The 16198-nt window shown below is 68.0% G+C and carries 16 protein-coding genes and 4 pseudogenes; 16 read left to right on the top strand and 4 right to left on the bottom strand.

The features are described from left to right. The 8 genes and pseudogenes from N4G66_RS43765 to N4G66_RS43730 all read left to right on the top strand — a co-directional run. Positions 1-545, top strand: a pseudogene (locus tag N4G66_RS43765) (IS5 family transposase); the annotation flags it as partial. 92 nt (positions 546-637) lie between these two features. Then, positions 638-1702: a phage baseplate protein gene (locus N4G66_RS43760; protein WP_261709906.1), complete on the top strand. Its 1065-nt coding sequence runs from the start codon at positions 638-640 to the stop codon at positions 1700-1702. 184 nt (positions 1703-1886) lie between these two features. Continuing rightward, positions 1887-2157 (top strand): annotated as a pseudogene (locus N4G66_RS43755) (arsenic resistance protein); the annotation flags it as partial. A gap of 114 nt (positions 2158-2271) precedes the next feature. Next, entirely contained in the window at positions 2272-2799 is a 528-nt protein-coding gene (locus N4G66_RS43750) for a hypothetical protein (RefSeq protein WP_261709905.1), read from the top strand. Positions 2800-2848: 49 nt separating this feature from the next. Further along, positions 2849-3244, top strand: a pseudogene (locus tag N4G66_RS43745) (transposase); the annotation flags it as partial. Positions 3245-3393: 149 nt separating this feature from the next. Further along, entirely contained in the window at positions 3394-3816 is a 423-nt protein-coding gene (locus N4G66_RS43740) for a hypothetical protein (protein WP_261709904.1), read from the top strand. A 274-nt stretch (positions 3817-4090) separates the two neighbouring features. Then, positions 4091-4924, top strand: coding sequence for an IS5 family transposase (locus tag N4G66_RS43735; RefSeq protein ID WP_261709903.1), 834 nt, complete (start codon positions 4091-4093; stop codon positions 4922-4924). Then, positions 4921-5367 (top strand): hypothetical protein, encoded by a 447-nt coding sequence (locus tag N4G66_RS43730; protein WP_261709902.1) that lies wholly within the window; start codon positions 4921-4923, stop codon positions 5365-5367. Before N4G66_RS43735 ends, N4G66_RS43730 begins: the two co-directional genes overlap by 4 nt. Positions 5368-5481: 114 nt before the next feature. On the opposite strand, the gene N4G66_RS43725 is transcribed toward N4G66_RS43730, so the two are convergent. Together N4G66_RS43725 and N4G66_RS43720 are read right to left on the bottom strand one after the other, a co-directional pair. Further along, positions 5482-5760 (bottom strand): hypothetical protein, encoded by a 279-nt coding sequence (locus tag N4G66_RS43725; RefSeq protein WP_261709901.1) that lies wholly within the window; start codon positions 5758-5760, stop codon positions 5482-5484. A gap of 88 nt (positions 5761-5848) precedes the next feature. After that, positions 5849-7180 carry a hypothetical protein gene (locus N4G66_RS43720; protein ID WP_261709900.1) on the bottom strand — a complete coding sequence of 444 codons (1332 nt, stop codon included), beginning with the start codon at positions 7178-7180 and terminating at the stop codon, positions 5849-5851. Between the two features lie 163 nt (positions 7181-7343). Here N4G66_RS43720 and N4G66_RS43715 point away from each other — a divergent pair, with 163 nt between their 5' ends. From N4G66_RS43715 to N4G66_RS43695, 5 genes are all read left to right on the top strand, one after another. After that, positions 7344-7493: a hypothetical protein gene (locus tag N4G66_RS43715; RefSeq protein ID WP_261709899.1), complete on the top strand. Its 150-nt coding sequence runs from the start codon at positions 7344-7346 to the stop codon at positions 7491-7493. A 21-nt stretch (positions 7494-7514) separates the two neighbouring features. Then, positions 7515-8687 carry a cupin domain-containing protein gene (locus tag N4G66_RS43710; protein WP_261709898.1) on the top strand — a complete coding sequence of 391 codons (1173 nt, stop codon included), beginning with the start codon at positions 7515-7517 and terminating at the stop codon, positions 8685-8687. Next, positions 8684-9592 carry an aldo/keto reductase gene (locus N4G66_RS43705; RefSeq protein WP_261709897.1) on the top strand — a complete coding sequence of 303 codons (909 nt, stop codon included), beginning with the start codon at positions 8684-8686 and terminating at the stop codon, positions 9590-9592. Before N4G66_RS43710 ends, N4G66_RS43705 begins: the two co-directional genes overlap by 4 nt. Then, the gene (locus tag N4G66_RS43700; protein WP_261709896.1) at positions 9573-10424 is read left to right on the top strand and encodes a hypothetical protein; all 852 of its coding nucleotides are present in this window, start codon (positions 9573-9575) and stop codon (positions 10422-10424) included. The genes N4G66_RS43705 and N4G66_RS43700 overlap by 20 nt, the downstream gene beginning before the upstream one ends. 68 nt (positions 10425-10492) lie before the next feature. Next, entirely contained in the window at positions 10493-10639 is a 147-nt protein-coding gene (locus tag N4G66_RS43695; RefSeq protein WP_391858988.1) for a hypothetical protein, read from the top strand. A gap of 184 nt (positions 10640-10823) precedes the next feature. Here N4G66_RS43695 and N4G66_RS43690 read toward each other — a convergent pair whose 3' ends face one another. Further along, a complete protein-coding gene (locus tag N4G66_RS43690; protein WP_168500296.1) occupies positions 10824-11462 on the bottom strand; it encodes a hypothetical protein in 639 nt (212 codons plus the stop codon). Between the two features lie 152 nt (positions 11463-11614). On the opposite strand from N4G66_RS43690, the gene N4G66_RS43685 reads away from it, so the two are divergent. Beyond that, positions 11615-12262 carry a hypothetical protein gene (locus N4G66_RS43685; protein ID WP_261709895.1) on the top strand — a complete coding sequence of 216 codons (648 nt, stop codon included), beginning with the start codon at positions 11615-11617 and terminating at the stop codon, positions 12260-12262. Positions 12263-12534: 272 nt separating this feature from the next. Here the strand turns inward: N4G66_RS43685 and N4G66_RS43680 are convergent. Further along, a pseudogene (locus N4G66_RS43680) lies at positions 12535-12727 on the bottom strand (aminoglycoside phosphotransferase family protein); the annotation flags it as partial. 353 nt (positions 12728-13080) lie between these two features. On the opposite strand from N4G66_RS43680, the gene N4G66_RS43675 reads away from it, so the two are divergent. Together N4G66_RS43675 and N4G66_RS43670 are read left to right on the top strand one after the other, a co-directional pair. Next, a complete protein-coding gene (locus tag N4G66_RS43675) occupies positions 13081-13512 on the top strand; it encodes an NfeD family protein (protein ID WP_261709894.1) in 432 nt (143 codons plus the stop codon). Between the two features lie 4 nt (positions 13513-13516). Next, positions 13517-14554: an SPFH domain-containing protein gene (locus N4G66_RS43670; protein WP_261709893.1), complete on the top strand. Its 1038-nt coding sequence runs from the start codon at positions 13517-13519 to the stop codon at positions 14552-14554. Positions 14555-16198: the final 1644 nt, after the last annotated feature.

Raw genomic sequence — 16198 nt, 5'->3', positions numbered from 1 at the left:
CGTCGTCCTGGACGAGCTCGGCGCCCGCGGCGAGCTGGACTGGTCACGGTGCGCGATCGACTCGGTCAGCGTGCGGGCGGCAAAAGGGGGCCACTGACGGGACCGAATCCGACCGACCGCGGCAAACCGGGATCGAAAAACCACCTCGTCACGGACCGGAACGGACTCCCGTTGTCGCTGGGCATCTCCGGCGCGAACATGCACGACAGCCTCGGCCTGCAGCCGCTCGTGCGCGGGATCCCACCGATCCGCTCCCGGCGCGGCCCGCGCCGACGACGGCCCGCCAAGCTGCATACGGACAAGGGCTACGACTACGCCCACCTGCGCCGATGGCTGCGCGGGCGTGGCATCCGGCACCGGATCGCCCGCAGGGCATCGAGTCTTCCACGCGACTGGGCCGACACCGTTGGGTCGTCGAGCGGACGGTGTCCTGGCTGGCCGGATGCCGACGTCTGCACCGCCGATACGAGCGCAAGGCCGAACACTTCCTGGCCTTCGTCGGCATCGCCGCAGCTCTCATCAACTACCGCCGACTCACCAAGTGAAACGACGTCTAAGTGGTTCAATCCTGCGGCGCACACAGCTTGCTCGCAGATCAACGCCCGCATCGGGCCCGATGAAAGGTCCGTGAAGAGACATGAAGCGCGAGACGACCGGGCTTAGCCGGCGGCAGATGTTCAAGCGGGCAGGCGGGCTCACGGCAGCAGCCCTCGTAGGTTCCGTCGCACTCACCCAGGCCGGTACCGCTTCCGCGGCGGTGACCGCTTCCCAGCGCTTCGACCTCACCGACGGCTCCGACGAATGGTTTCGCGAGATCCTGCTCAACGAGACCCGGATCCTGCAGTCCTTCGCGTTCGACAACACCAACAAGCACCTGTACACAGCCCAGCTGGTACAAGGTGCACGTGTTCTCCCCGGAGAGACACAGGCCTACACGGGAACCGAGCGCGCCATGAACGGTGACCTGTGCATCACCCGCCTGGACTGGCAGGGCTACATCATCGGCCGCATGTACCTCAAGGGCTTCGGGCACGGCGTGGCCATCGGCGTGGAGCCCTCCGGCAACAGCGCCTATGTGTGGACCGAGAGCGATTCGGTGCCCGACAGCGAGAACAACGGATACGGCACCAAGATCGCCCGATTCGAGTTCGCAAACGGAGCCGTCCTCCAGCCGGATTCGTCCCAGGTCACCCGCTACACCCCGGTGGCCGGCTCGGACCACAACACCGTCACCATCGACCCCGTCACCAGCCGCATCGCGCACCGTCACCGCATCAACGGCACCTGGAAGTACAGCCTCTACGACCTGGCCGCCTTCAAGGCCGGCACCTTCACCCCGCTGGCCACCATCACCCAGCCCGCCGTGCTCACCGGGCCCACCTTCCAGGGCTACGCGTCCATGGGCCAGTACCTGTACACCATCGACGGCGACGCCTACACCTACGACGTTGACGGCAACCAGACCCGCACCAGCAACACGTACGTCACCTCGATCGACTGGAACACCGGCACCGTCTTCGAGCGACGTCCGAGCAACGCGGGTCAAAGCCTTTTCTACCGTGAGCCCGAAAGCCTCGCCATCCAGATTCCCGACACCGCCACCCCCACGGTCGCCCGCCTCCACCTCGGCTTCGGCTCAGAAGAATCCCTGACGCAGACCGATAAAAAGGCCAGCTTCTACTACAAGGACCTCCTCGTCTGACAGTCCACCGCGTGCCCCGCCCCGTTGCGCCGGCGACAGCCCGAGAGGGAGAACTCTCTCTCCCACGGCGCACCGCTCACCACGGCCACGCGTTCGAGTGCCGTAGCCGAGATAGGACGCGAGTCGCGTCGCACGGCCTGCCGATACGGTTCCGCCGCCGCCGGGGGGGGCGACGGAACTGCCCGGCGACAGGAAGCTGATGGCGCCCTCACTGCTGGTCAATGGGCTCGTCGGCCCGGCTGTGATGTTCGCCCTTGCCTGGATCTTTCTGGCGGATCCGCCCGAGTACCGCACCGCTCTGATCATCGTCGGCCTGGCCCGCCGCATCGCCATGGTCATCATCTGGAACGACCTCGCGTGCGGAGACCGCGAAGCCGCTGCTGTGCTCGTAGCGCTCAACTCCGTCTTCCAGGTCCTCGCATTTCGGCCTGCTGGGCTGGTTCTACCTCAACTTGCGGCGATGGCGATGAGGCGAGGGATTCACCGCCGCAGGCGCTCATCGCTATCACCCGCAGCTGCGATGCCCCGGGATACACTGCTCCGCTCCACCCTGACTGGAGGTCATCTGAGTGTTTCCCGCACGGGTACTTGCCGGTGCTCCGTTGGCTCTGGTGATTTTGGCTCTGTCCGGCTGCTCGTCCCACTGGGGCTGCACCGACACGACCGCGGAGCGCGGTGAGGCCGGTGTCAGGGTGCAGGTCGAGAACATGTATGGGCGGCCTCTCGGCGTTACCGCCGAGGTCGTTGACTGGCGCCTTGAGCCCCACCCGCAGGTGCCCTCCGAAGGTGACCAGGTCCACTTCCACTACCGCTTCGACGGCGCCGACGAGGTATCCGGCCCTGCGGTGGATGCCTGCGCGATCGATAAGGAGCGCGTGGCGTTGGGGTGTCAGACGGTCTATTCGTCCGAGGCGTTCGGGCCGGACGGTGACCTCACGGGCGATGACTGGCTCGCCGTCGAGCACCCTGAGCGGGTTGCCGAAGTGCTATTGATCCCCAATGACCAGTCCTACGACGGACGAACCTGCGAACAGGACGTCAAGGACGGTGGCGGGCTGCATCCTCCGGAACCAGCCGGCAAGGGGGACCAACTGTAAGGCGTCATTCAGACGGTGTCCTACGTGGTGATCGCTCGTTGGGCTGTGTATGGGGCGGGGTACGGGGAGTTGGATTGTTCCGGATGGCTTGTGGGAGATCGCCGGGCCGCTGATTCCAGAGGATCGGGTGCGGCCGCGGGGCGGCAGAACTGCGAACGCGCCCGATGAGACGTTGTTCGCGGCGATCATCTACATGCTGGTTAGCGGATGCGCCTGGCGGGCGTTGCCGCTTGTGGTTCGAGACATCGAAGTCTACTGCGCATCACCGGTTCATGATCTGGTCGCGGGCCCGTGTGGGGGCCGGCTGCATGCGACGGTCCGGCACCGGCTCGACGTCACAGGCCTGGTCGATGTCTCCCGTGTAGTCCTCGACGCGGCTCACGTCCACGCCAAAGAGGAGGCGAAGAACGCAGGTCCGTGGACTGGGGACCTTGCCGAAGTCGGTCCGTGGGCGAAGGAGTTGGACCGGTTGCAAGGGCGGTTCGTGCATCGGTTCAACAAGACTGAGCCGCGGAGTCGGCGCTTGCCCACCTACAGGGTCTGAGCTCCACTGGAGCGGGAAAAACTTCTTGTGAGCAGAGAGAGGGTGCGCCCGTGGCAGCAGCCGATCCGGAGCACGTCGCCTGGTTGACCGAGAGGAAGCTGGCCCGGGCCTGGCCGGCCATCCGGCCGACCTGCCTGCACGCCACCGCGAACGCCAACAAAGTCCGCAACAACTTCCGTGTATCGCACAGCACTTGGGGCGAGAGCATGTGGCGCACGTACCACCCGGCGGACGTCGCCCGGGTCGCCGGGGCGATCGCCGACGGCACCGCGGCGCTCCAGCCGCACTGGCGAAACGACACCCCCGAGGCCAAGCTGCTCGATCAGCGCCTCCGCAGGAAGAACCTGCCCGGTGCCATCGGGTGCGCCCTGCTCATCGCCGTCGCGTTGGCGATAATCGTCACTATCGTGGTCGTGGTCATCTCCTGGAACGACTCCCCATCGTCGTATTCACCCCCCTCCTACTGGCACTGACGCACAGAGCCCGCTCAGTCGAGATCCGGCCCGCCGCCCTCCGCGAACAGCTCCGAGTACGCCTGAGTGAGTAGCAGTTGAAGGCCCTCGCCGTTGGCCTTGATGAAGGCCGGGCTTGATCATCGGCGTTCGGGGGATCGCCGGACAGGCGCTGTCCTGAGCAGGAGCACTCAGAGGGCGTTATGTGAGGTCTTGGTGGTTTGGCCTCGCTCGTTTGGCGTGATGGTTACGCCATTTCGCTCGGGGCGGGGAGGCCTCGTGCTCAGCTGGACCGGTGCGATACGACGAGGTGCGGTATCCGAGCGACCTGTCGGATGAGCGGTGGGAGTTGATCCGGCCGGTGATCGAGGCGTGGAAGGCCGTGCATCCCTCGGTCTCCGGGCATCAGGGCCGGTACGAGATGCGGGAGATCGTCAACGCGATCCTGTACCAGACCCGCACCGGCTGCCAATGGCGCTATCTGCCGCGCGATCTCCCACCGTACGGCGCGGTGTACTACTACTTCGCGCTGTGGCGGAAGGACGGCACGGACAAGCAGATTCACGACCTGCTGCGCATGCAGGTACGTGAACATGCTGGACGGGCCGAGGACCCGAGCGCGGTGGTGCTCGACTCGCAGTCGGTGCGGGCGGCGGCTGGCGTGCCCAAGACGACGACGGGCCTGGATGCCGGCAAGAAGACCCCTGGACGCAAACGCGGGCTCGCCGTGGACGTGATAGGGCTGGTCATCTCGGTCGTGGTCATAGCTGCCAACGCCCACGACAACCAGATCGGCACCGCCCTGCTGTCGAAAGTCGCGGCCGAAAACGCGAGCGTGTCCAAGGCGTTCGTCGATGCCGGGTTCAAAGACCAGGTCGCCATCCACGGCGCCACCGTCGGAATCGACGTGGAGGTTGTCTCCCGTCTGAACGGCGAGACCGAGTTTCGCCCGCTGCCGAAGAGATGGGTGGTCGAGCAGACGCAGGGCACGCTGATACTGCACCGTCGACTGGTACGCGACTACGAACACGACCCGGACTCGACCGCCTCCCGGGTGTACTGGGCTGCGAGTGCGAACATGGCCCGGCGGCTGACACACGAGCGCACCCTGCCCTGGCGGTGGGCGTGACCGGCACGCTCACGATCCCGTTGCTGCTCGACAGGCTCGCCGCCCGCCAGGCCGCTGCCGAGGCGGAGATCGCCGACCTGCGCGAGCAGATCGACAAGCTCTCCGTCGCCCTCACGACGGCTGAGCGCGAACACGACCGCTGGGCATGCACGCGCGAGACCGTCTTGGCCCTGGCCGGGGAAGACGACCCCGAAGCCGGCTCTCTCGCCCGCACCCCAGTCACGCCTGCCTACCCGCAGATCATCGCCGTGTTCACCAGTGGCGCCGGTCGGTTGCGAGCGAGGGAGGTCTGCCAGGCTCTGGGCAGCGGCATCGATCCCCGACATACAGAGGGGATGCGTTCGAAGCTCAAGAAGCTCGTCGCCCGCGGCATCCTCACCGAGCCCGAGGCGGGCTTGTTCGCCCTCACCACGAAGCCCGGCGTGCAACGCGAAGGTCCGTAGAGGGCAGCCGGCATGAGGTATCGACGGTTACATCGACGCATCGCTGTCGCCGCGCCTCCGAGCGGTCCCGTGTGGTGCTGGCGGGGCCGTTCCAGGCCACCGTACTGCGTCGGGCTATCCGTGACCGAAGAAGCCTTCGTCCGCGATCGCGGAGATGGCGGATTCGATGTTCTCGCGCGTGACACTCGGGACCACCAGCAGGCGCCTGGCCTTGAAGTGCCCGAGCCGGGCAGTCTCGCTGGTTACTGACTGTGCAAGTCGAACCGGGTCGTACACCTCGACGACCTGCCTGTCGCCGTCCCACGCGACGGTGACATCCAGCCAGCCCTTGGCCTCCTGTATTGCCCAGTCGTACTCGTCCATGGGTGCAGGCCACTCGATCTGAAAATCCATGACCGAATCCTGCCTCACACACGACTGCCGCGACTCGCGCTGCACGAGACCTCACATAACGCCCTCTGAGAACCGCGGTGTTGCCGCCTCAAGCGGCGAGGACGTCCCGCAGCTCCCTTATGGCGCGTTCACGGTGGTGGTGGGCGGGGATGGCCTCGTACAGGTCCAGTGCGCGGCGGTGGACCAGGCCGGTGCGGTAGCCGTCCGGCAGTGAGGTCAGGGCGGCGACCGTACGGCGGCACGCTTCCTCGCTGTTGCCGTCGTGGTGGGAGCAGGCGGCGGCGTCGATGTGCAGCAAGGTGCGCGTCATGGTGCTGGTCGGCGCGGACAGTTCCAGGGCGCGCTGCTGGCTCTCCCGGGCGCGGCGGGTGTCCCCGAGCGTGGTCAGAGCGTGGCTGAGGTGGACGTGGTGTTTCTGCTCGCCGTACGTCAGCCAGGTGTCCGACCACTCGCCTTCGGGAAGCCGGTTCATGAGGGCGTCGGCGGCGGCGAGCGCGGTGCGGGCCTGTTCAGGCTGGTGGTTGAGGGCGTAGGCGCGGGCGGCGACGGCGGCCGCGAGGGTCGCCGCGGCGGTCGGCCGGGTGCCGGCGGCGCGCCGGGCCTGGTCGGCGAGGTCGGCTGCTGTCCTTGGGGCGCCGTAGTTGAGCGGCACCATGGCCTCCCGGGCGAGGATCCACGTGCGCAGCTGGTCGTCGCCGGATTCGGCAGCGGCCCGGGTGGCCGTGGCGAACCAGGCGCGCGACTCGCGGCGGCTGCCCAGGTCGTGCAGGACGATCGCGGTCATCCCGGCCATCTGTCCGGCTGTCCGGCACAACCTGGCCCGGATGGGGGCGGGCTGCGGGACGGTGAGCAGCGGGCGCAGGGTCGTGAAGTCGGTGACCAGGTCGGCCAGCACGCGGGTGGGTCGCTGGCCGTGGTAGCCGTATCCGTAGCTCTCGGCTGCGGCCTCCAGGTCGGCCAGGTCCTGGGGAGCACTGGGGGAGAGGGTCTGGTCGACGTCGGTCCGGGCGGCGGTGAGTGCGGCGAGGGCCGGAGCGGTGAGGCCGGCGGCCAGCGCGCCGCGCAGCAGGTTGCGGCGCTTCATCGGATCATCTTCTCCATGGTGGGACTCCGTGCTGAGAACGGCGGTGTCCTCCCAGGGTTGCGCAGCAAGTCCCAGGAAGGCACCGGGAATGCGCAGTCCGCCGGCGATTCGCTCGACAGTCGCGAGGGCAGTGACAGCTGTGGTGCCCCGGGCGATCTGGCTGACGCGCTCGGACTTGAGCGCGCAGGCCTCGGCGATCCGGTTGTAGGAGATCCCCGCGTCGTGGGCCATGGCGAAGACGATGGTGAAGTCCCGCTCGCGGAGCGCCCTCACGAAGGCAGGGTCGGCCAGCAGATGGTGCGGGAGCTCGGCGGGTGACGGCGGTAAGTCGTCCACAAGTCCCCCTGAATCTCGTGGAATGACGAAGCGTCAGCCCAACGACCATACCCACCGTGGGGCCCCCATGACGGGGTTATCGTCTGCGGTTTGGGTGGCTGTACTGGCGGTGTTCGCGGCCGTGCCGTCCAGGGCCCGGCCACCAGCCCCGCAGGAGGATTCCATGCAGAGTCCCGCCACGCCCCCGCCCGCGACATCCGGGCCGTCGACCGGAAGACTGGTCCGCTCCCGTCGGCTGATCGTCGCCGCCCAGGGCCGCAACGCCATCCCCTCGGACGGCGGCGGCACCGGCAAGAGCGACGGCAACGACTGACGGATCGGGAGCCCTGACGCGATGACGGACCTGTCCATCGCGGCGTGCCTGGGCGAGGACTTCCTCACCCAGGCACTGCACCGCGAATACCGCCACGTCCCCGGCGCGCTCGATGTCGACGGGCTGATGACCTGGGACGACCTCAACCAGATCCTGGCCGGCCACCGCCTTCAGCCGCCCCGGATGAGGCTGTCCCGCGACGGCGAGACGCTGCTGGTCGGCGGCTACACCACCCCGGTGGCCACCCGCCGCCACACGGTGTGGCACCGCCTCCACCCGGCCGACCTGCACGCCTGCCTCCAGGAGGGCGCGTCCCTCGCCCTGGACAGCGTCGACGAACTCCACCCGCCCCTCGCCCGCCTCGCCGAAGCGATCGAGCGCGACCTGCGCACCCGCGTGCAGGCGAACCTCTACGCCTCCTGGAGCGCCACCGAGGGCTTCGGCATCCACTGGGACGACCACGACACCCTCGTGGTCCAGCTGGACGGCGCCAAACGGTGGCGGATCTACGGCACCACCCGCCCGTTTCCGCTGTACCGCGACATCGAGGACCCGGGCGACGCACCCACCGAGCCCGTCGCCGACCTGGTCCTCCATCCCGGGGACGTGCTGTACGTGCCGCGCGGTGTGTGGCACGCGGTCTCCGCCGACCAGGGCACCCGCTCCCTGCACGTCACGTGCGGCCTGCAGACCCACACCGCGACCGACCTGATGACGTGGGTGTCCGAGCAGCTGCTCATGCACGAGGAATGGCGCCGCGACCTGCCGCTGCTCGCCCCGCCGGACGTCCAGGCCGACGCCGTGGACGGGATGCGCAAGCGGCTCGCCGAACTGCTGGACGACCCGACGCTGCTCGCCCGCTACCGGGCCGCGATGGACGGCCAGGCCGTCGGCCGGATGGCGCCGAGCCTGCCGTTCATCGACGGCGTTCCTGCCGACCCCAGTCTGCGAGTGCGGCTGACGACCGCCCGCGCCGTCCTGGAGACCGGAGAGGACGCGGTGACGCTGTCCGCCGCCGGCACCGTGTACGAGTTCGCGCCCGCGGCGGAAGCGGTGCTGCGCCCGCTGGTCGATGGCCGCACCGTAGATCTGGCCACGCTCGCCGACGCGGCCGGCCTCGTCCTGGAGGATGTCGTCGGGCTGGTCCAGGAGTTCGTTGCCGGGCAGGCCGCCATGGTGGGGAGCCTGCTGTGACAGCGGACCTCGCCTTGGGGACCTACCGGTGCGGGGCGATCCCGGAGGCGGCTGCCCGTGCGGCCGCCTCCGGCGCGCAGTGGGTCGACACCGCCCCCAACTACGCCACCGGCCAGGCGCAGACCCTGCTGGCACCGGCCCTGGCCGCCTACCCGTCCCTGAACGTCTCCACCAAGACCGGGTCCTTCACCGCGGTCACCGGCACCGACGCTGTGAACGCTGGCGTCCTTACCGAGGACCAGGCACGGGCCGGGCACAGCCTCGCCCCCCACTACGTGCGCTGGCAGACTCACCGCAACCGCACCCAGCTCGGGCGCGACCGGCTGGACCTGCTCCTGCTGCACAACCCCGAGCGCGCCCACCCCGGCGACCGCCACGCCCTGCACCAGGCGATCAGGGACGCCTTCGAGGTCCTGGAGGAACAGGTCGCGGCCGGGCACGTGGCCGGGTACGGGGTCGCCACGTGGGCGGGCCTTCACGAGGAGGCGTTCACGGTGGGGGAGCTGCTCGCCCTGGCCGCCGAAGCCGCCCGCGGTCAGCACCACCTGGTCGCCATCCAGTTCCCGGTCAGCCTGGTGATGATGACGCCGATCACGCAGGCTTTTCACGGCCGGGGGCCACTCCCGGCCGCCGCCGGGGCGGCGCTGCGGGGGATGGCGTCGGCCCCGCTGCACGGCGGTGAGCTGCCCGGCATGGTCGACCAGGAGCTCGCCGATCTCATCCGGCCGGGCCTGACCCCCGCACAGGCGTGCATTCTGACGGTGGCGTCATGCCCAGGAGTGACGGACGTCCTCATCGCGGCCTCCAGTACGCCACACTGGAGGGAGGCAGCTGATGCCGTCGCCCAACCCTCTCTGACCGCCGCCCAGTTGCGGGAGATCACTGGTGTACTCGCCTCCCCCTGACCCGGACACCGAACAGCGCATGCGCTCCCACCACGCCCGCGCCGCGAAGGCCCTGGACGTCCAGGTGGAGCCGGGCGGAGAGTTCTGGGGATGGGCCGGGCGCACTCTGGGTGCCCCGGCCCGCAACGCCGCCGGTACGCCCGTCTGGCTGCGGCTGGTGTCCGCCCCGGCGGACAAGGCGTCGGGGAAGCTGTGGAACGGTGCCACCGACGCGCAGGCGGCCTTCGGCGACCTCGACGGGCGCAGGCCCGCACTGCTGGGCATGTACGAGGCCGTCGGCGACGCCACCGCATACCGGGCGGAGCTGTCAGAGCGCGTCGGTCAACCGGTCCTGTCCGACGACCCGATCCTGCAGCGTGACCTCCAGCTTCCCGCCTCCTGGTGGACCGAGCTGACAGAGGCGCTGGAGAAAGTGTCGGCGGCCGGCACCGACCGAGTCGCCGTACGCGAGCAGTACATGACCCGGGCCATCCCCGAGTTCGTCGGGATCCCAGCCCCTGCAGTGGCCTGCTGGACCACCGCCCACGGTGACCTGCACTGGGCGAACCTCACCTCGCCGTTGCGGATCCTGGACTGGGAGGGCTGGGGCCGCGCACCGCAGGGCTTCGACGCCACCACGCTCTACGCCTACACGCTGCTCAAGCCGGACACCGCCGCCGCGTTCGCGACACCTTTCCCATCCTGGGCAGCCCGGCCGGCCTCGCCGCCGAAGCGACCGTATGCGCCCAACTGCTCCAGACCGTGGCCCGCGGCGACAATCTCACCCTCGAAGGCCAACTCCGGGACTGGTCTGAGGAACTCCGCCGCCGCTGACGCTGGTCAGGACTCCTGATCCCCCTGTTCACGTCGGTGGTCTTCGATCCTCTTCTGCCGATCAGATGCCTCGTCTACCGCTGGGTCGTGGAAGGAGCGATCGCGCTGCTGCACTGGTTCCGCCGCCTGCGTACCCGCTGGGAGATCCGCGACGACATCCACCACGCGTTCGTCACCCTCGGCTGCGCCGTCATCTGCTGGCGACGACTGCGCACCGCACTTTGCTGGGAGTGAGGGCAGGCGATGTGCTTGAGGAGATGGCCCGCTCGATGCGTCAGAACGCGCTCATAGCAGCCGAGCCCGCACAGCCTCACAGCCGGGATTTCAGCACGTCGACCTCACATCGTCCGCAGGGCCCGCTCGGACGCCGCGTCGTGGCCCGGTTTGTACTCGATGCATGCCGGCTCGGTGTTGCGCGTCAGCGGTGGTCGACGTAGGCGACGAATCCGCCCACTGTCAGACCCACCGCGCATCCGCGGCGGAAGGCCTCGTAGCGCATGCTCGCGGTGTGCTGCGCCTCGGTCATCGCATACGGTGCGCGGATCCCCAGTTCCACGCCGCACAGGCACACGACGTAGCCGTGACGCAGGGCGGCGGCCGCCCACTCGGGGTCGTGCGCGACCCAGGTCCGGGAGTAGATCTCACCGTCGGGCGTCCGCAGTTCCAGCCGGGAGTAGGTGTACCCGAGGCACCGATCCAGTTTTGGCTGTTCATCGGGTATCTCGTGCAGCTCCCATCCAGGGATCAAGCGCAGGTCGGAGAACTCGGGCGGCAAGCGCCTCATGCCGAACAGGATGGCGCCTTCGATCTGCGGTTCCTCGGGTATGTCGGCGAGCGAGGCTCCCCTCGGCATGACGAACCCGAAGTCGCCCACGCCCACGGCGCGACGGAACTCGAAGAGGGCAGTGGGCATGTGACGTGTCTGCATGTGATCGAGGGTGACCGTGCCTTCCGCGGTGTCCAGGACCATCAGCACGCGCTCGAGCCGCAGCGCGGGGTCGTCGCTGAACAGGATCCGCCCGTGGTCGTCGACCTGTTCGAACTGATGCCAGCTCATCTCCTACAGCCCTCCGGTTGGTTGCCGCCGTTCCGCGTCCGCGAAGCAGACGATGGGATGTTGAACAATCCTATTGAAGGATTGTTCAACAATCCATACATTGGAATGCGTGCACCACCAGGCCGGCGGTTTCGTCGAAAGCAGGGGTGAGGATGAGCGCGGACGAAGCAGGCAAAGGGTGGACAGGCGTGGGCCGGCGGGTGCTGGTAGGCGCCGTAAGCACCGGCGCGGCGTTGGCGCTGTGGGCGGTCGTCCGTCTGATCGTGCGCATGGCCTTCGTCGCGCACGCCCCGTGGATCGACGAGCTGTGCGCGCTGGCGCTCCTCCTCGCCTGCGTGTTCCTGGGCGCGTGCTGGTACTTGGACATCCGGTGGCTGCTGTGTGCGGTGTGCCTCCTCGGGGTGCTGTTCCTGCAGAACAAGGAGCTGGATCAGCAGGTACTGCACCAGCACGGGCGTACCGAACACGTCAGGGTCCGACAGATTCAGTGGTCCGCCGGCGACGGCATGGGTGACAGCGCCCACCTCTACACGGTCACCGTCCTCGACGGCCCACCGCTGGCTCCGATCGAGGAGAACGGGCTCATGGGCTGGAAGTGGGTGGTAGGCGGCACTTACACGGTGACCGTCGATCCGCAGGGCCGTGCCCCGCTCACGCGGGGGGGCAAGCCCGGGCCCCCGGTGATCCAGCAGTTCCTGCAGATCCCGCTCGGCCTTGGCCTGGCCTTCACCCTGTGGCGGCCCGCAGGGCTGCTCCTGCGCCGACAACGCGTCCCGTCAGCCGGACCCACTCAGCCATAGGGGGCTGTGACTGAGCAGCCGGGGCGCCGGCAATCTCACCCGCTGGTCCCGGGAGTGTGGATGGTCGGCGTCGTCTCGGTTGATCCGGTCCCGCTCGCTGTCGTGACGACCGGCCTAAAATACGCCGACTTTTCGAGCTTTCTGTCACCCATGGCGGTTCCAGGCCTCGTGACAAAGCGCCAACTGTCGTGTCACAGCTCACTGCGCACGCTGTGGGCGCCGCAGGAGTGACAGATGTCGCGCCCAAGTGCCAACCACCTCGCTCAATCACACCCCGGGGCCGCGGCGATCGCGAGCACGGGCGGCTTGTGCCACAGGACTTCCGGGGGTCGGGACCGGCGCCAAAGTCATCGCCTCGACCTGGACGTCGATGCGTGCCTGATCGGCGTCCACCTTCAGGAACACGTCGCCGACGCGCAGGGTCGCGCGCTCGGAATGGGCGCCGACGACCTTGACCTCCTCCATGGCGACCAATATCCCGGATGACCGTGGACGTCGCCGGGTTTATCGCGTGCGATTGCGCGGCTGACTGCATCCCGCTGCCCGGCGGCCTCGTGCACGACACCGACCGCTGACCAGGCCCAGCTTGTGCGGCAGCTGATGGACGATCTTCGCACCCATCTGGCTGGCGCTGAGGAGTTCTCGGGTCTTCCGCTACGGGTAAAATTGAGGCAAGAGGAGAAGTAGCTGGCTCGGGGTGCACATTGCCTCCGATGGTTCGGCAGGGTTTCCTTCGCCAGGAATATCAGGCTGTCCCGTATCGGGGTGCAGGTGGGAGTCAGGCCCTTCCGCACCGTACCGGTCAGTAGAGGCACGCAATGGATCCATGGCTGATCTGGTTGATCATCGCGGCCGTGTTGGCTGCGGCCGAGATCTTCACCGTTACTGCTGCGCTCGGAATGCTAAGTGTGGCCGCATTGGTCACGGCGGGGTCCGCCGCGGTCGGACTGCCGCTGCCGTTTCAGTTCTTGGTGTTCACCGTCGTAGCTACAGTCAGCGTGCTGTTTGTGCGCCCCCTTGCGCTGCGCCACGTTCTCGAGCCCCAAGCGGAGAGGTTCGGCGTAGACGCACTGATCGGCAGGGGTGCGTATGTCGTCTCGGAGGTGACGGGCCTGGGTGGCAGGGTCCGCATCGGCGGTGAGGAGTGGACGGCCCGTGCCTACGACGAGACGTTGGTGATTCCTCCTGGAAAGATTGTCGACGTCATGGAGATCAGCGGCGCCACCGCGATTGTCTACCCCCGGGACTGAGGCCATGGAAACTACGGCGTTGTTGATTGCCGGCCTGGTCGTGGCGCTGATCGCGGTTTTCACTGTGGTGCGGGCGGTCCGGATCGTGCCCCAGGCGCGTGCTCGTAATGTCGAGCGGCTCGGCCGCTACCATCGGACTCTGAGTCCCGGCCTCAGCCTGGTAATCCCTTACATCGACCGTGTTCGACCGGTGATCGATCTGCGCGAACAGGTCGTTTCCTTCAAGCCGCAGCCTGTCATCACCGAAGACAATCTGGTTGTCGAGATCGACACCGTTCTGTATTTCCAGGTCACCGACCCACGAGCGGCTTTCTACGAGATCGCGAATTTCCTCCAGGCGGTCGAGCAGCTTACCGTCACCACCTTGCGCAATGTCGTGGGGTCCATGGACCTGGAGAAGACGCTCACCTCACGGGACACCATCAACAGCCAGCTTCGTGGTGTGTTGGACGAGGCCACCGGAAAATGGGGGCTGAGGGTCAACCGGGTGGAGATCAAGGCCATCGACCCTCCGCAGTCCATCAAGGACGCCATGCAGAAGCAGATGCGAGCCGAACGGGACAAGCGGGCCGCGATTCTCGGGGCTGAGGGGCAACGCCAGTCGCAGATCCTCACCGCCGAAGGCGACAAGCAGGCTGCTGTCCTGCGTGCTGAAGGTAACCGGACCGCTGCGATCCTCCAGGCCGAGGGCCAGTCGCGGGCCATCGACGAGGTGTTCCAGGCCGTGCATCGCAATGATCCCGACCCCAAGCTGCTCGCCTACCAGTACCTTCAGACGCTGCCCCAACTCGCGCAAGGCTCGGGCAACAACTTCTGGGTGATCCCCAGCGAGATCACCTCCGCGCTCCAGGGCGTGTCCCGCGCCTTCAGCGAGGTGCTGCCCCAATCACCGGCTACCCGCGATAAGCCCTCGGGCGACATGGTCGCCCAGGCCGCCAACGACAAGGCTCAGGCGGAAGAAGCCGCTGCCGCGGCCCTCGCCGACGCAGCCAAGGCCGAGGGTGCCAAGCCCGATGCGCTCCCAGCTGACCCGCCTTACTGAAGGAGGGCGGCATCTCTGCGAGCGCAACTCGCGCACCGGAAGCCTCCGAGCGCCTGACCATCTGGAATTCAGGGTGCGATGTGGATCAACGAACTCCGGGCTGGCCGAAGCCGCGGTCGCGTGATGGGTATACGGCCCGGCCCGCACAGACTCGGCCTGCTGCCACCCCCGGTGCCTGTCCCTCGCGGTAACAGCCCTACTAGGGGTGAGGAGAGCGATGAGGCGGGGGGATGCATCGGAGGGGCGTTCCGGGCCGCCAATACCATCAATGTGGCCTCGAACCCCCGACGCCGCCATTCAGCAGAGCCGCCCGTGGAGCGGTCTCGAAAGGGCGAGATGGCCCGGGTCTGCAGAGCCGCAAGTACGGACCCGGACCGCGTGTGAGGGCCTGCCCCCACGGCACAAGCTGGGCCCTCGTCCACTGCGCGCCAGCCAGGCGGGCGGGCACGGCCGACGCGCATGGTGTGAACGACGGGGCCCGCGGGTTCGATACGGCCCGCAGTGATCAAGATGAGCAGAGGCGAGGGTCCTGCTCCTGGTATCGCCGACAGGAGCAAGACCCTCGGGGTAGGCGCTTTGGGGGAGGGGTCCCTTGTGCGCGCTGCACCGTTCAACGACGCCCACGGCTCACGGATACGAGACCCGTTGTGTTCCCACTGTGCTGCGCGCCGCGCGCCGTGCGCGTGGTCGGCAACAGGAGGACCGGGTGCCGGTGGCACTGCCGCGGATCCCATCGTGATCACCATTACCATCGGTCAGTTAGGGAGTCGCTGGTACAGGTGCCTGGCGCCGGCGACATGCTGGACGAGGTGAAGGCCTGCCTTCGCCTCAGCCGCCTTCGGTCGAGCCCCCGGCCGGCCCCCCCTCCCCCCGAGCCGGTCACGCCGGTCCAACCCACCGCTGCGCCCCCCGCGTGGAATGTCTGCTGGGCAACAGACGCCCCAGAGCGGGACGCTGGGGTGGTGACGAGAATGCCTGTGCGCCGGTGTGCCCAGTGCCGTGCGCTGCTGCCCAAGGACGCCGGTCCGAACCGGCGGTACTGCGACACGACGTGTCGCAGCCGCCACTGGCGGCGCGTGCAGCGCCATGAGGAGATCTACCAGCGTGCCGTCTGTGAGGGCCTGCAGGTGATCCGAGGCGAGTACCTGTGGGCGCAGGGCCTGTGCCCGGTGTGCGGTGTTTCTGTCTCGCTCCGTAAGCGGACAGACTCGGTGTACTGCTCTCCGCGGTGCCGGACACGGGTCTGGAGGATGCGGCGGGAGACAACCGACGCAAGCGGTGACGCTTCCGAACGGTCGTTGCCATAAGCATCACCCCGTGACCGCAAAGGTGTGGTTTCGCCCGAAACGGCCGCGCCCCTTCACGGCGACTGCCAGACTCGAAGAGTGGTGCCGTTCTCATCCCCGTGGGCGGTACCACGTCCCGCGAATTCCGGTCCCGGGTCAGTGATCCGGGACCGGAACCGGGTGGCCCGGCAACTGCACCTGCCGGGCCACACGCCCGAGACGCTGCGGTCAGCGCGCCGATTTCCCTACCGGTGCCCCTACCGATACCCCTACTAAGAGGTCATCTCATTTGGGGTATTCGATAGGCTCCGGGTGTGGGGATCGTTGAGCGGCTGGCGCCGGATGAGTTGTGGGAGTT

Origin of the sequence: Streptomyces rhizosphaerihabitans (assembly GCF_025399795.1) — a bacterium.
Classification (GTDB): domain Bacteria; phylum Actinomycetota; class Actinomycetes; order Streptomycetales; family Streptomycetaceae; genus Streptomyces; species Streptomyces rhizosphaerihabitans.
This window is presented reverse-complemented; position numbering and strand designations above follow the sequence as displayed.

What these genes read in the sequence shown, in the direction of transcription:
- N4G66_RS43725 (WP_261709901.1), bottom strand. Translation starts at nt 5,760, where the DNA reads ATGGATTTTCAGATCGAGTGGCCTGCACCCATGGACGAGTACGACTGG.
- N4G66_RS43670 (WP_261709893.1), top strand. Translation starts at nt 13,517, where the DNA reads ATGGAAACTACGGCGTTGTTGATTGCCGGCCTGGTCGTGGCGCTGATC.
- N4G66_RS43685 (WP_261709895.1), top strand. Translation starts at nt 11,615, where the DNA reads ATGAGCGCGGACGAAGCAGGCAAAGGGTGGACAGGCGTGGGCCGGCGG.
- N4G66_RS43690 (WP_168500296.1), bottom strand. Translation starts at nt 11,462, where the DNA reads ATGAGCTGGCATCAGTTCGAACAGGTCGACGACCACGGGCGGATCCTG.
- N4G66_RS43760 (WP_261709906.1), top strand. Translation starts at nt 638, where the DNA reads ATGAAGCGCGAGACGACCGGGCTTAGCCGGCGGCAGATGTTCAAGCGG.
- N4G66_RS43675 (WP_261709894.1), top strand. Translation starts at nt 13,081, where the DNA reads ATGGATCCATGGCTGATCTGGTTGATCATCGCGGCCGTGTTGGCTGCG.
- N4G66_RS43715 (WP_261709899.1), top strand. Translation starts at nt 7,344, where the DNA reads ATGCAGAGTCCCGCCACGCCCCCGCCCGCGACATCCGGGCCGTCGACC.
- N4G66_RS43710 (WP_261709898.1), top strand. Translation starts at nt 7,515, where the DNA reads ATGACGGACCTGTCCATCGCGGCGTGCCTGGGCGAGGACTTCCTCACC.